This window comes from Sinorhizobium sp. NG07B (assembly GCF_002532005.1).
Lineage (GTDB): Bacteria > Pseudomonadota > Alphaproteobacteria > Rhizobiales > Rhizobiaceae > Sinorhizobium > Sinorhizobium fredii_C.
In genome coordinates this window covers 307,233-321,824 of sequence record NZ_NWTD01000004.1, presented here as the reverse complement: position 1 = coordinate 321,824, position 14,592 = coordinate 307,233, and the positions used below count along the sequence as shown (strand labels likewise).

The following is a 14,592-nucleotide window of genomic DNA, read 5'->3' as shown; positions in this document are numbered from 1 at the left end:
AGCCGGGGCCGCCGGCTCAGCCCGCAAGGACCGACTGGAAGATGCCGCGCACCGCCTTGGAAAAGCGGCGTATGTCAGCCTCGAGATGCTTGAGGTCCGGGTAATCGCCTGCCCGGCAAACGAGATCGACAAGGCCGGCGGGGGCGTCCTTGGGGTCGAAATCGCCGTCGATACAGAGCCGCACGATCTGCGAGACCTCGGTAAAGAGCGCCAGCGCCTCGACGGCCATGTCGAGATCGTTTGCATCCATCAGGGCGGCGCCGAGCCCCTTCAGCGCCTCCATCGTCTGCGTTCCGGCAAGCGGCGGTAGCTCGCCCTTTGCCGGCGCCACAAGCGCCAAATATTGCGCAATGAATTCGATATCGACGAGGCCGCCGGGGATGAGCTTGAAGTCCCAGATGTCGTTCGGCGGCTTTTCCTTGTCGATGAGATCGCGCATCTCCTCGACGTCCTTGCGGATCTTGGCGATATCTCGCTTCTGCGACAGGACCTCGGCGAAGATCGCCTCCGCTTCGCCGATCAGGCTTTTGTCGCCGCAGATGCATCGGGCGCGGGTCAGCGCCAGATGTTCCCAGGTCCAGGCCTCCTCACGCTGATATTTGGCAAAGGCGGTAATGCGGGTCGCAACCGGGCCCTTGTTGCCCGAGGGCCTCAGCCGCATGTCGACATTGTAGAGGACGCCCTCGGCGGTCGGGGCTGAAAGAGCCGCGATCAGCCGCTGCGTCAGGCGCGTGAAATAGCGTGCCGGGTCGAGCGGCTTGGCGCCCTCGGATTGGTGGGCGTTGGCGTCATAGTCATAGAGCAGGATGAGGTCGACGTCGGAACCGGCAGTCAACTCGTGGCTGCCGAGCTTTCCCATGCCGACGACGGCGACCCGGCCACCCGGGAAATCGCCGTGGGCGGAGCGAACCTCTGCCAGAACCGCCTCCAGCGCAGCGGCGATGATCAGGTCGGCAAGATCGGTGAAGGCCCTGCCCGCCTGCAGGCCGGAGATCGTGCCGGTCAGCAACCGGATGCCGATCAGAAAGCGCTGCTCGGCGGCGATGATGCGCAGGCGGTCCAGCACCTCTTCGTAGTGGTGGGCGCCGGCGACGAAGCTGGCGATCCGCGGTGCCAGATAATCTCGCGTCGGCAGTTCGGCGAGCAGGCCCGGGTCCAGCATGCCGTCGAAGACATGGGGCCTGGCGGCGATGATATCCGCCAGGCGCGGCGCCGAGGACATGATATTGACGATCAGCGACAACAGGCCCGGATTACTGCCCAGCAGCGAGAAAAGCTGGATGCCGGCAGGGAGGCCGGAGAGGAACTGGTCGAAGCGCAGCAATGCCTCATCGGCGCGCCGGCTCTCGCCGAAGACGCGCAGAAGCTCCGGCGTCAATTCCGTCAGGCGTTCGCGTGCCTCGACCGATTGGGTCGCCCGATAGCGCCCGTAGTGCCAGGTGCGAATAATACGGGCGATGTCGGAAGGACGCTGGAAACCCAGCCGTTTCAGCGTTTTGAGCGTGTCTGGGTCATCCTGCTGACCGGTGAAGACCAGATTGCCGGTCTCTGCAGAGAGTCTCGCTTCCTGTTCGAAAAGCTGGGCGTAGCGTCGCTCGACCGTCCGCAGCACCCGGGAAAACTCCCTGGAGAAGGACGCCGTATCTTCGAAGCCGAGCATCGACGCGATGCGCCTCAGTTCCGCCTCGCTCTCGGGCACCAGATGGGTCTGCTCGTCATGCACCATCTGGATCCGGTGCTCGACGTCACGAAGGAACCAATAGGCATCGATCAGTTCATGCGCCGTGGCGCGATCGATCCAGCCGGCCTCGGCCAGCACATGCAGCATCGCCTCGGTTTCGCGCAGCCGCAGCGCAGGCGTCCGGCCGCCGGCAATCAGTTGCTGGGTCTGCACGAAAAACTCGATCTCGCGGATGCCGCCGCGGCCAAGCTTGACGTTGTGGCCCTTCACGGCGATCTCGCCGTGGCCCTTGTGCGCGTGGATCTGACGCTTGATCGAGTGAATGTCGGCGATCGCCGCATAATCCAGGTACTTCCGGAAGACGAAGGGCGTCAGTTCCTTGAGGAAACGCTCGCCGGCCGGAAGGTCGCCGGCGATCGGGCGCGCCTTGATAAAAGCAGCCCGCTCCCAGTTCTGCCCCCTGCTCTCATAGTAAAGCATCGCCGCCTCGACGGGGATTGCGAGCGGCGTCGAGCCGGGATCGGGCCGAAGCCGGAGGTCCGTGCGGAACACGTAGCCGTCGCCGGTCCGCTCCTGCAGGATGCGGATCAGCCTTCGCAAGAGCCGCGCGAAGACCTCCGTCGCCTCATCGCGGCTGACGAGGATGCCGGACTGCGGATCATAGAAGACCACGAGGTCGATGTCGGAGGAATAGTTGAGCTCGCACGCCCCGAGCTTGCCCATGCCGAGCACGACGACGCCCGAGCCGACGCTCGGCGCCGAGGCATCCGGGAGGACGAACTTGCCGCTCTCATGCGCGCCGAGCAGCAGGTGATCGATCGTCGCCGATACCGCGGCGCCGGCGAACTCGCTCAGCCAGCGCGTCGTTTCGCGGCCATCAAACAGCCGCGAGAGATCGGCAAGTGCGACGGCGAAGGCAACCTCCCGCCTTGCCCGCCGCAGCCGCGCCATGATTTCCGCGTCCGGCAGGGCCTTGCCTGCCGCCCCGCTTTGCCATGCCAGCCGCGCCGCATCGATGCGGCTTCGCAGAAATCCAGGCAAGCTCTCGCTCAGCAGCGCCTCGACAATGGCAGGGCTGCTTGCGCCGGTATCGCGAAGGAAAGGCGAGAGTGCGAAAGCGGCGAGGATCAAGTGCTTGAGCGGCGTATCGGACGCCACCAGCTTGGCGATGGCCTCGCTTCCCTTCGCTATGTCCTTCAGCACCGAAAGAGCGACCTTCGCGTCGGCCTGGCTCGCCGGGCGGATCGGCACCACCTCGATATCGGACAACCGCTTTTCGGTCGCGTCCACCATCGGTCTTCTCCTCCCCTTCGGATCGTCGGAAGTCCATCGCTCCAACCGGCAATTGCCGTGACCGGTGTATCAGGTCGTGCCGGCGGGGAAAACCATGCGAACCGTCAGGCCCCTTCCATCTGGCTCCGTCGCCGAGAGATCCAATGCGCCATGGTGCATCTCCATCACCGCCTCGACAAGCGAAAGGCCGAGACCGGTGCCGGGTTTGGTGCGGCTCTCGTCCAGCCGCACGAAGCGCTTGACCACTTCGCCGCGCATATTTTCCGGAACGCCGGGACCCTGATCGGCGACCGTCAGGGCGACATTGGCGCCGCTCTTCTTCATCTCGACCCGGATGAGCGGATTTTCCGCCCCTTCCGCATATTTGATCGCGTTGTCGATCAGGTTCCCGAGCGCCTGGCCGATCAGTTCGCGGTTGCCTGTAACAACGACGCCCGGCTCGATGTCCGCTTCCAGGCGCAGGGCAGCTTCCTCGGCGACCGGCTCGTAAAGCTCTACGCAATCCTCGACGATGCCGGACAAGGCGACATCGCTCATCTCAGCGATGGCGGAGCCCGCCTCCACGCGCGAAATCATCAGCAATGCATTGAAGGTTCGGATCAGTTGGTCGGATTCGCCGATGATTTCCTCGAGCGCGCCGTTCTGGTTGCCACCTTCCTTGCTGGCAAGCGCCGCTTCGGCCTTGTTGCGCAGCCGCGTCAGAGGCGTCTTGAGGTCGTGGGCGATATTGTCGGAAACCTGTTTCAGGCCCTCGTTGAGCTTCTCGATCCGCCCCAGCATCGCGTTCAGCGATTCCGACAGACGGTCGAATTCATCGCCCGATCCGCTCGTCGGCAGCCGTTGTGAAAGGTCTCCGGCCATGATCTTGGTGCTTGCCTCCGACATCCGGTCGATGCGCCTCAAGGCGTTGCGACCAATGCCGAACCAGATGATCAGTGCGCCGAGCCCCATGATGCCGAGCGCCACCACCAGGGCCTGGCGGACGAGAACGCGAAACTTTTCCGGTTCCTGCAAATCGCGGCCGACGAGGATGCGCAGGCCGTTGTCGAGCATGAGGACATGGGCGAGCGCGACGTGGTTGCCGGTGCGGCTTTCGTCGGTGAAACGCCGGTAGTGAAAGGGCTCCGATGTCCAGCCCTCGTTGTCGAGCAGGCCCGGCTCGAGGCCGGCGACATTGCCGGCAAGGATCTCCCCGCTCGGCCCCGCAATGACATAGAGGTTGGCGCCCGGTTGACGGGCCCGACGCTCCAGCGAGCGGAGCAGGCCGTTGACGCCGGCACGCTCGTAGATGTCTTCGATCTGGGCCGCCTCGACGGCAATCCCTTCACGCGTCTGCTGCTGCAGGAGACGCTCGGACATGCCGGTGACGTAGAAGACGAGGAAGACGGCGCAAAGGGAGAAGAGGACGAGATAGAGCGCGGAGAGCCGGACCGCGGTCGTCCTGAACAGAACGCCGACTTTGCTCATGCGTCAGCGGTCCGATCGTCCTTGATCATGTAGCCGGCGCCGCGAACGGTTCTAAGCAACGGTGGATCGAAATCCTTCTCGATCTTGGAGCGCAAGCGGGAGACGTGCACATCGATCACATTGGTCTGCGGATCGAAGTGATAGTCCCAGACATTCTCGAGCAGCATGGTTCGCGTCACCACCTGCCCGGCATTCTTCATCAGATATTCAAGCAGCCGGAACTCGCGCGGCTGCAGCGGGATTTCCTTGCCCTGGCGGCGGACCGAATGGGAGAGCCGGTCCAGTTCCAGGTCGCCGACGCGGTAGACCATGTCCTGGTCCGGCGCTCCCTTGCGCCGGCCGAGCACCTCGACACGCGCCAGGAGCTCGCTGAAGGCATAGGGTTTGGGGAGGTAATCGTCGCCACCGGCGCGTAGTCCCGTCACCCGGTCGTCCACCTGGCCGAGGGCGGAGAGAATGAGCACCGGCGTATGGATGCCCCGGCGCCTCAACTCGGTGATCAACGACAGGCCGTCCCGACGCGGCAGCATGCGGTCGACGACGAGCACGTCGTAGGCGTTCTCGCTCGCCATGAACAGGCCGCTTTCGCCGTCGCTGGCGTGGTCGGAAACGATGCCCGCTTCGCGGAACGCCTTCGCCAGATAGGCGGCCGCCTCGAGGTCATCTTCAACTATCAGAATCTTCATACGGGTGACCATAGTCCCGGACCTCTGTTCGTCTCAACCGGTTTCGGGGTTTGCCTTGGCCGAATACAGCGTTCGGCCGAAACAGAAGACGCCGCGATATCGGCAGATGTCGCGGCGCCTCATCATCAGCCAGGATGGTGGCTTGCTCTTGCCGCGCCTCAGCTCTGCGCGATCGGCAACGCCACGAAGCGGCTTCCCTCGTCGGCCTCGATCTGGAAGAGCGCCTTGCTGCGGCCATCCTTCTTGGCGTTGTTGATCACCTTCAGGATGTCGTCCGCCGTCTTCACTTGCTGATTGTTGACGGAGACGATCTTCTCGCCTTCCTTCAGGCCACGATCGGCAGCATCCGAGTCCGGATCGACGGAGGCGATGGTGACGCCCGTGCCGTCTTCCGAAGGGGTGACCGCCAGACCGAGGTCGGCCAGTGCCTCTTCGCCAGCCTGACCCTGGTCCGTCTGTTCGTCGCGGGTATCCGGCGGCGTAGCCTTGGCCTCCTCCGGCAGCGTGCCGATCTCGAATTTGACGCTCTCAGACTTGCCGTTACGCCAGAGTGTGACCTCGGCGGTCGAACCGGGGCGCAGCGTTGCCACCCGGCGGGCCAGGTCGCGTGGATCCTTGACCGGCTCACCGTTGAGGGCGGTCACGATATCACCCTTCTTGATGCCCGCCTTCTCGCCCGGCGAACCCGCCTGCGGCTCGACCACCAACGCACCGCTCGCCTCAGAGAGGCCGAGCGATTCGGCGATATCCTTCGTCACCGGCTGGATTTGAACGCCGAGCCAGCCGCGCGAAACGGAGCCGTCCTTGATCAAGGCATCGACGACGTCCTTGGCGACGGAAGCGGGAATCGCGAAGGCGATGCCGACATTGCCGCCCGACGGCGAGAAGATCGCCGTGTTGATACCGACGACTTCGCCGGAGAGATTGAACGTCGGGCCGCCGGAATTGCCGCGGTTCACCGCCGCATCGACCTGCAGATAGTCGTCATAGGGGCCGGAGCCGATGTCGCGGCCGCGTGCCGAGATGATACCGGCCGTCACGGTGCCGCCGAGGCCGAAGGGGTTGCCGACCGCGACCACCCAGTCGCCGACCCGCACCCGGTTGTCATCGGCGAAGCTTACATAGGTGAACTTGCGGTTGGCTGCGTCGACCTTGAGCACGGCGAGATCGGTGCGGCTGTCCTTGCCGACGAGCTTGGCGTCGAGTTCCGTCCCGTCGTTCAAAATGACAGTGAAGGCGGAGCCATCGGAGACGACGTGGTTGTTGGTGACGAGATAACCATCCTCGGTGATGAAGAAGCCGGAGCCCTGGGCTCGCGGGCGCAGGCGACCTTCGCCACGCGGACCGTGGCGATCACGCCAGCGATCGGCCCGATCGCCATCGCGGGAATCGGGACTGCCGAATTCGCGGAAGAAGCGCTTCAGCGGGTGGTCGTCGGGCAAGTCTTCGAAACCGCGGCCGCCGAAGTCGAAGGTGAAGTTGCTCTCGTCGTTGGATGCCTGTTCACGGGCCTGGACGCGGACGGAAACGACGGCCGGGGAAACGGCGTCGACAACATTGGCGAAGCTCGGAACCGACGGAGCCTGCACCCTGACCGCCTCGGCGAAGGACTGGGTGATCTGCGCCGGCAGACCGGTCGTCAGCATGACTGCGGCAAGACCTGCAACCGTGGAGGTCTTCAGTGCGGTCTTCAGCGAGGGACGCGGAGTTTTGAACGTGGACATTCGTTTTGCCTTCTCTCTTGCGTGAAGCCGCCGCCGACCGACGGACGGCTTCGAAACTTTGATCACGAGCAAGGTATCCGGACCAACCGCCCGGAACCCGCTCGTATGGCTGTGACTGGAGGAACAGCCGATGACGCAAGGTGTAACGGATGGGACCTTACTGGGTTCTGTCCGGAAGATGAATTTTTGGTAATGTTGCGACAGAGCAGAAATGAGAGGCCGGTACCCGATCCGCGGGTCCTCTCAAGGAACGGCGAAGCATGCCCTTAACGCGTATGATATTGCCGTTGGAACTGCCACCGGCAGTCGGCGGCTCCCTACGGGCCAAGCAGCTTGTCGAGCTCTTCCTTTTCATCCTTGGAAAGCGGCGCACCAGCTGGGCGCGTGCCGCGCCGGTGCGCGGCGACGACCAGCGTGACCGCACCAAGGACGAGCAGCACGACCGGCATGCCCCAGAGGACCAGTGTCTTCGCCTCGAAGCGGGGTTTCAGCAACACGAACTCCCCGTAGCGCGAGACCACATAGGCGATCACCGCCTCGTCACTGTCCCCGTTCTCGAGCCGCTCGCGCACGAGCACTCGCAGATCCTTGGCGAGTTCGGCATTGGAATCGTCGATCGACTGGTTCTGGCAGACCATGCAGCGAAGCTTGGCGGAGATTTCCCGGGCGCGCGCTTCGAGCGCCGGATCGGCAAGCACCTCGTCCGGATTGACGGCGAAGGCCGGCGCAACCGAAACAATACAGAGGAAGAGCGCGGCGAGGACGCGGATCATTCGACGGCTCCTGCGGCAAGCCTCGCCGTCCTGGCGCGCGACGGAGCACCCACCCTCAGGCGACGGTCGCTCAAGGAAACGATTCCGCCCGCCATCATGACGAGAGCGCCGCCCCAGATGCAGAGGATCAGCGGCTTCCACCAGATGCGCACGACGATGCCGCCGCCGGTCATCTCGTCGCCCAGAGAAACATAGAGCTGGCTGAGGCCGAAGGTCCTGATGCCGGCCTCCGTCGTCGGCATGCGGCGCGCCGAATAGAGGCGCTTGGACGACCAGATCTCGGTTACCTTCACACCGCCGCGGCTGACGGTGAAGTGGCCGGTGTCCTCGGTATAGTTCGGCCCGCGACCCTCGCGCATGCCATCGAAGCGTATGCTATAGCCGCCGGCATCGACGAGCATTCCGGGCTTCATCTCGATGACGGTCTCCGTCTCATAGGCCGTCACGGCGACGATGCCGATCAGCGTGACGCCGAGGCCGATATGGGCAAGCGCCGTGCCATAGGCCGAGCGCGGCAGGCCAAGGAACCGCCGCAAGGCCACGCGGCCCGCCACCTTGCCCAGGCCCGAGCGAAGCGCGACATCGGTGATCGAACCGACAATCAGGTAGACCCCAAGCCCGATGCCGAGGACGGCGAGAACGGGACCGCCATTCCTGGCATAGTAGACCGCGGCGGCGAAGAGCAGGCCGGCGCCGACGGCGGCGAAGAGCCGCTGGGCGGCGGCCAAGAGGTCGCCGCGTTTCCAGGCAAGCAGCGGCCCGAAGGGAACCGCAAACAGCAAGGGGAGCATCAACAGGCCGAAGGTCATGTTAAAGAACGGCGCGCCGACCGAAATCTTGTCGCCGGTGAGCGCCTCGAGCACCAGCGGATAGAGCGTGCCGGTGAGAACCGTTGCCGTCGCCGTCGTCAAGATCAGATTGTTGAGGACGAGCGCGCCTTCGCGCGAGATCGGCGCAAACAGTCCGCCGGACTTGAGGTGGGAGGCCCGGAAGGCGAAGAGCGACAGGGCGCCACCGATGAAGACGATGAGGATCACCAGGATGAAGACGCCGCGCGTCGGATCGGTAGCGAAGGCGTGAACCGAGGTCAGCACGCCCGAGCGCACCAGGAACGTGCCGAGCAGCGACAGCGAGAAGGTGAGGATCGCTAGGAGCACGGTCCAGATCTTCAGCGCCTCACGCTTTTCCATGACCAGCGCCGAGTGCAGGAGCGCCGTTCCGGCCAGCCAAGGCATGAAGGAAGCGTTCTCGACCGGATCCCAGAACCACCAGCCGCCCCAGCCGAGTTCGTAATAGGCCCAGTAGGAGCCCATGGCGATGCCCGCGGTCAGGAACGTCCAGGCGGTCAGCGCCCAAGGCCTGACCCAGCGCGCCCAGGCGGCATCGATCCTCCCCTCGATCAGCGCTGCGATCGCGAAGGAAAAGCAGACGGAAAAGCCGACATAGCCGAGATAGAGCAAGGGCGGATGAATGGCGAGGCCGATGTCCTGCAGCACCGGATTCAAGTCCCGGCCTTCCCCCAGAGCCGGGACGAGGCGGGCGAAGGGATTGGACGTCAGCAGGATGAAGAGCGTGAAGGCGGCGGCGATCCAGGCCTGGACCGCCAACACGTTCGCCTTCAGACTTTCGGGCAGGTTGCGGCCGAAGCTTGCCACCAGGGCGGAAAAGAAGACGAGGATCAGCAGCCAGAGGAGCATGGAGCCCTCGTGATTGCCCCAGACGCCGGAGATCTTGTAGATCAGGGGCTTCATCGAATGCGAGTTTTCCCAGACGTTCCTGACGGAGAAGTCGGAGGTCACATAGGCGAAGGTCAGCACCGCAAAGGAGAAGGCGACGAGCAGGAAGGAGACGATCGCGGCACTGCCCGCGAGGTCGACCAGGGCCCGATCGCCGCGCCTCACGGCGAGGAGCGGCAGCACCGACTGGATGAGCGCGGTCGCGAGCGCCAGCACCAGCGCATAATGTCCGAGCTCGATGATCATTGAATGTTTTCCTTCCCGCCGAGCGTGACGCCCTGAGCCTTCAGGCGGTCGGCCACGTCCTTCGGCATGTAGGTCTCGTCATGCTTGGCAAGCACCGTATCGGCAACGAAAACTGAACTTCCAGCGGCGAAGCTCCCCTCCGCCACGACACCCTGGCCCTCGCGAAAGAGGTCCGGAAGTATGCCTGTGTAGGTCACCGGCACCGTCGCGAGCGTGTCGGTGACGCTGAAGGTGACGGTCTTGCCGTCGCCGCGCTTGACCGAGCCCGCTTCCACCAGCCCGCCGAGGCGGATGCGCGTGCCCGGCTCGAGATCCGCCTTGGCAAGGTCGCCGGGGACATAGAAATAAGCCACGGCCTGGCTGAAGGCGAACATGACCAGAAGGACGGCGGCCGTCAGGAAGCCGACCCCGCCGCCGATGATCGCCAGGCGTTTCTGCTTACGCGTCATTCTTTCGCTCCGCCGCCATCGATGCCGAGTTCGCGCCCGAGAGCCAGCAATTGCTGGCCCTCATCGCCGCTGGCCGGAAAGGCCTGCAAGCCGTCGCGTAGAGCATTCTCGGCCTTATCTCTTTGATCGAGGACAACATAGGCCCGGATCAGCCGCATCCAGCCCTCGAAGTTGTCGGGGTCTTCCTTCAGCCGGCCGGCGAGACCGTCGACCATGCCGCGGATCATCTCCTGACGATCGCCGGCGCTCATTCCCTCGGCGGCGGCGATATCCTCGGAGGTCGGGTTTCCCGGCGCTGCACCGCCGGCAACGGGCGTGTCGGCGGAGAGCTCGGCGATATGCTGGTTGACGAGCGGCAACCACGGCGCCCCCGCGGGCGACGTGTCGGCAAGCTTGCGGAAGGCCGCGAGCGCGTCGCCGCGCCTTCCCTCCTGCTTGAGGCCGAGGGCGAGATAGAACTCCGAGCGCGGATCATTGGCATCGAGAGCCAGCGCCTTCTTCAGGGCATCCTGCGCCGCTGCCGTCACAAGGCCGCCGGACTGCACGATGAGGGCCTCTGCATAGCCGCCAAACCTGGCTGCCGTCGGCCCGAGCAGGCGGAGGGCGCGGTCATAGGCGGCAACCGCGTCGTCGACGCGGCCGTTGCGCATGTAGATCGGCGCAAGCAGGTCCCACCCTGCCCCGTCGTCCGGGTTGAGGGCCAGGTGATTTTCCGCCTTGGCGATCAGGATGTTGACGTCTTCACCGGGATTGGCGAGCCGCGCCGCAAGCGGCTGCGCCGGCACGCCGGGATTGCCCGTCGTTAAGTAAAGACAGAGCCCGACGGTCGGCAGACAGAGGAGGATGAACACCTGCGCCAGGCGTTTCGAGCCAAGCCGCCTGGACGCCGCAGTGGAGGTGTCGGCGGCGTGGGCGGCGATCAGGCGGCGGCCGATTTCGGCCTTGGCGAGTTCCGCGTCTTCGTCGCTGATCAGCCCGGCCTCACGGTCCCGCGTCAGTTCCTCGAGCTGGTCGCGGTAGACCTCGATGTCATGGCTGTGAGGAGACGGGAGGGGCGGCGCCGCCCGCATCAGCGGGAGGACAAGTGCGACAGCGACAGCCGCCGTCAAGATGGCGACGAGGATCCAGAACAACATGGATGCGAAATACTATGGGGCTCCCGGCTTTCCAACTCGAAAACCGAGAATGACGGAGATTTGAGGCGTTTCGCCGCAAGCCGTGCCGGTCCTGCAAGGCAGTCCGCCTACGGGCAACGCGCCGCGTCCGGCTCAGGTCAGCGGCGACCAGGTGCCATTGCTGTTGCGGCATGCAGCACCACGGGCCGTCGAGGACTGACCCTTCACGACCACCGTGTGGCTGTACTGACGGCAATTCTGTGAGCCGACCTGATAGGGGGCGGCAGCAACAACCGAGCCGCTGACGCCGCGGCCTTCCCATGCCACGGGCTGGCCGCCGGGAGCCGCCTCGAGCGCACGATACTCCGCCTCGAGTGCGCGCTGCCGGTCGGATTTGCCGAGGTCGATCGTGCCGAGGCGCGCGATGACGCCGCCTTGCAGGGCCTCGATATAGGCGGCCGATGACGCTCCACCCGCACCCAGACTCGCAACGGCCACGCCCCCGCGCTGACCGCCCGAAGTCCCGCAGCCGGCAAGAGCGACGGTCGACGCGACGACCACGATTCTGCCGCTCAAGGCGACGGCTCGCCCCATATCTGCGTTAATCCTCATGATACGCGACAACTTAACCCTCGTTGACCGGTTGCCGCCCCGCGATCCGATCGATCGCGTCAAAGCGGCGGCGCTTTCGATTTTCTTTTTGCACCCCCAGCCTCGCTAGGCAACCGGGCGCCGTGGACGACGGGGTATTTTCGACTGCCGGTGTGACCGTCGGATCACGGCTTGAACGGAGGCACCCCACTCCCGCTAGACGGCCGCCGGCAGAACGAGTTTGGCCCTCAAGCCTCCCTCCTCGCGTCGGCTGAGTTCGACGCTGCCCTGATATTCGCCGACGATTTCGCTGACGATCGACAGTCCCAGGCCGGTGCCGGGCTTGCTTTCGTCGAGCCGCTTGCCGCGCTTCATCGCCAAAGCGATCTGATCCGGATCAAGCCCGGGGCCGTCATCGTCGATCTTGAGCACGATCCATTCGCGGCCGGACTCCTTGCTGCGCTCCTGGTCGGTGGCGGGCTCGACGCTGAGGACGACGTGATCCCGTGCGTAGCGCGCGGCATTTTCGAGCAGGTTGCCGACGGTTTCCTCGACATCCTGCTGTTCCATGGCCAGCACCAGCCCCGGCGGAATGATCGACAGGCTGAACTGTTTTTCCGGATTGAGCCGCCGCATCACCCGGACGATCCTTTCCAGAGCCGGCTGAGCCTCGGTCCTCGCCAGAATGGAACCGCGCTGCGCCGCTATGCGGGCACGGCTGAGATAGGACTGGACCTGCGTCTGCATCGCGTCGGCCTGGGTCCTGATCAGTTCGCCGTGGGGGACCTCGAGAACCCGCGCTTCGTTGAGCAGCACGGCGATGGGGGTCTTCAGAGAGTGGGCGAGATTGCCGACCTGCATGCGCGCGCGTTCGATGATGCGGCGGTTGCTGTCGATCAACGCATTCACCTCGTTGGCAAGCGGCTGAATCTCGCGCGGAAAGGCACCGTCCAGGCGCTCGCTCTGGCCCGTACGGATTTTTTCGAGCGAGCGGCGCACCTGGTCCAGCGGCCTGAGGCCGAAGAGAATGGTCAAGGCGTTCACCCCGAGCCCGCCGAGACCGAATATGGAGAGCGCGATCGTCAGGTTGCGGGTGAAGCGGTCGATGTCCGCCTCCAGGACGTCGCGGTTTCCGGCAACCCGGAAACGCGCCGTATGCCCCTGGATGTCGAGCACGACTTCCGTCTCGGCCACCTCGACCTCGTTTCCGAACGGATCCTCGGTGGTGTAGAAGCGCTCGTAGCGGATGTCGAAGGGAACCTCGTCGACGCTGACGATCGGCAATTTGGCGGATCCGAGAGACGTCGACAGCAAGGGCGGCGTGTCGAATTCGCCGATCGGCTCGACGATCCAGTACCAACCGGTCTGCGGCTGGGAAAAGCGGAGGTCGCCGAGTTGCGGGCTGCCGGTCAGGGCTGCCTTCTCGTCGACCGAGATGGAGTTGATGACGTTATAAAGCTGGGCGCGTAAGAGGTCCTGGAAGCCGCGTTCGGAGCCCTGCCGGTAGAGCGCCGAGATCACCACTCCGATCACGACGAGGGCGACGACGGCCCAGACGGTCGAAACCGCCAGAACGCGCGCCGTAAGGGATCTAATGGCCATTGCCGGGTGCTTGCATCCGATATCCGAGACCACGCACCGTCTCGATCAGGTCGTTGCCGATCTTCTTGCGGAGCCGGCCGATGAAGACCTCGATCGTATTGGAATCGCGGTCGAAGTCCTGATCATACATGTGCTCGACAAGTTCCGTGCGAGAAACTACCTGCCCCATGTGATGCATGAGGTAGGAGAGCAGCCGGAATTCGTGCGAGGTCAGCTTCAGCGCAACACCGCCGACCGTCGCCTTCGAGCCTTTCGTGTCGAGGCGGACCGGGCCGCAGACGATTTCGGAACTCGCATGCCCGGCGGCGCGGCGGATCAGCGCCCGGATGCGGGCGAGCACCTCCTGGACGTGGAAGGGCTTCGCAACATAATCGTCGGCGCCGGCATCGATCCCCGCCACCTTGTCGCTCCAGCGATCGCGAGCGGTCAAGATCAGCACCGGCATCGTCTTGCCGTCCGCCCGCCACTTTTCCAGCACCGTGATGCCGTCCATTTCCGGAAGGCCGATGTCCAGAATGATCGCGTCATAGGGCTCCGCATCGCCGAGATAGTGGCCCTCCTCGCCGTCATAGGCCTGGTCGACGACGTAACCGGCTTCCTTCAGCGCTTCGGCGAGCTGCCTGTTCAGATTGACGTCGTCCTCGACTATCAGGATGCGCATCTTGCTCTTACTTCCCTTCGCTGACGGGCGCTGCCGATGCCTACATCGGCACCTTGACCGTCACCTTCTTCGGCCGCCCGCCATTGCCCGGGATTAGCACGGTCACGACGCACTTGCCATCGGCTGTCGGCTGGGCGGAGAGCAATTCGCCGCCTGTCTCCGCCACGACTTGCGCCGCCGCGGCGCTGCAGTCACCCGCCACGCGAACAACAACCCTAGGCACGTCAACGGCAGGCAGCGAAAAACCTGCGAGGCCTGCGGCGAGCGCGACTATGGTCACTGATGAAGACATGAACGCACTTTCGACTTGGGAAGATCATGGCGACTTGGGAAGATCATGGCAAAATCATTAGCCGATGGAGGCTGAATGGCAAATGAATGTCGGCCGCCGGGTCCCGCGGCATCGCGCAGCAGGCATCGGCACTACAGACCCTAAAATCCACCGGAAATTGCAATGCCCGCGCAGCCGCGGCGCCCCCATCAGCGATCCGTTAAGACCTTTGCGTCACACTCTTGGGAGGACGGCAGGCCGTACTGAAGACGTGCGCCGAACTCCGGCTCGGCAGCG

At 64.5% G+C, this 14,592-nt stretch carries 12 protein-coding genes; all 12 read right to left on the bottom strand.

What is annotated here, in order from left to right:
* Window positions 1-16: 16 nt before the first annotated feature.
* The 12 genes from CO664_RS16245 to feuN all read right to left on the bottom strand — a co-directional run bounded on the left by CO664_RS16245 (window position 17) and on the right by feuN (window position 14,316).
* Window positions 17-2,974: a bifunctional [glutamine synthetase] adenylyltransferase/[glutamine synthetase]-adenylyl-L-tyrosine phosphorylase gene (locus CO664_RS16245; protein ID WP_097539340.1), complete on the bottom strand. Its 2,958-nt coding sequence runs from the start codon at window positions 2,972-2,974 to the stop codon at window positions 17-19.
* 69 nt (window positions 2,975-3,043) lie between these two features.
* Window positions 3,044-4,441, bottom strand: a complete 1,398-nt coding sequence (locus tag CO664_RS16240; protein ID WP_097539339.1) for a HAMP domain-containing sensor histidine kinase — start codon at window positions 4,439-4,441, stop codon at window positions 3,044-3,046.
* On the bottom strand, window positions 4,438-5,139 hold the full coding sequence (locus tag CO664_RS16235; RefSeq protein WP_037413603.1) for a response regulator transcription factor: 702 nt from the start codon (window positions 5,137-5,139) through the stop codon (window positions 4,438-4,440). The genes CO664_RS16240 and CO664_RS16235 overlap by 4 nt, the downstream gene beginning before the upstream one ends.
* 146 nt (window positions 5,140-5,285) lie before the next feature.
* Window positions 5,286-6,851 (bottom strand): Do family serine endopeptidase, encoded by a 1,566-nt coding sequence (locus CO664_RS16230; RefSeq protein ID WP_097526235.1) that lies wholly within the window; start codon window positions 6,849-6,851, stop codon window positions 5,286-5,288.
* 317 nt (window positions 6,852-7,168) lie between these two features.
* The gene (locus tag CO664_RS16225) at window positions 7,169-7,624 is read right to left on the bottom strand and encodes a cytochrome c-type biogenesis protein (protein WP_037413599.1); all 456 of its coding nucleotides are present in this window, start codon (window positions 7,622-7,624) and stop codon (window positions 7,169-7,171) included.
* Window positions 7,621-9,606, bottom strand: a complete 1,986-nt coding sequence (locus CO664_RS16220; protein ID WP_097539338.1) for a heme lyase CcmF/NrfE family subunit — start codon at window positions 9,604-9,606, stop codon at window positions 7,621-7,623. The genes CO664_RS16225 and CO664_RS16220 overlap by 4 nt, the downstream gene beginning before the upstream one ends.
* Entirely contained in the window at window positions 9,603-10,055 is a 453-nt protein-coding gene (gene ccmE / locus CO664_RS16215) for a cytochrome c maturation protein CcmE (RefSeq protein WP_097539337.1), read from the bottom strand. The genes CO664_RS16220 and ccmE overlap by 4 nt, the downstream gene beginning before the upstream one ends.
* A complete protein-coding gene (gene ccmI / locus CO664_RS16210; protein WP_097539336.1) occupies window positions 10,052-11,191 on the bottom strand; it encodes a c-type cytochrome biogenesis protein CcmI in 1,140 nt (379 codons plus the stop codon). The genes ccmE and ccmI overlap by 4 nt, the downstream gene beginning before the upstream one ends.
* A 132-nt stretch (window positions 11,192-11,323) precedes the next feature.
* Window positions 11,324-11,764, bottom strand: coding sequence for a membrane protein (locus CO664_RS16205; protein ID WP_037413581.1), 441 nt, complete (start codon window positions 11,762-11,764; stop codon window positions 11,324-11,326).
* A gap of 213 nt (window positions 11,765-11,977) precedes the next feature.
* Window positions 11,978-13,363, bottom strand: coding sequence for a HAMP domain-containing sensor histidine kinase (locus CO664_RS16200; RefSeq protein WP_037413579.1), 1,386 nt, complete (start codon window positions 13,361-13,363; stop codon window positions 11,978-11,980).
* Window positions 13,353-14,024, bottom strand: a complete 672-nt coding sequence (gene feuP, locus CO664_RS16195; protein WP_064241031.1) for a two-component system response regulator FeuP — start codon at window positions 14,022-14,024, stop codon at window positions 13,353-13,355. Before feuP ends, CO664_RS16200 begins: the two co-directional genes overlap by 11 nt.
* A gap of 40 nt (window positions 14,025-14,064) precedes the next feature.
* Entirely contained in the window at window positions 14,065-14,316 is a 252-nt protein-coding gene (gene feuN, locus CO664_RS16190) for a two-component system FeuPQ modulator FeuN (protein WP_037379546.1), read from the bottom strand.
* Window positions 14,317-14,592: the final 276 nt, after the last annotated feature.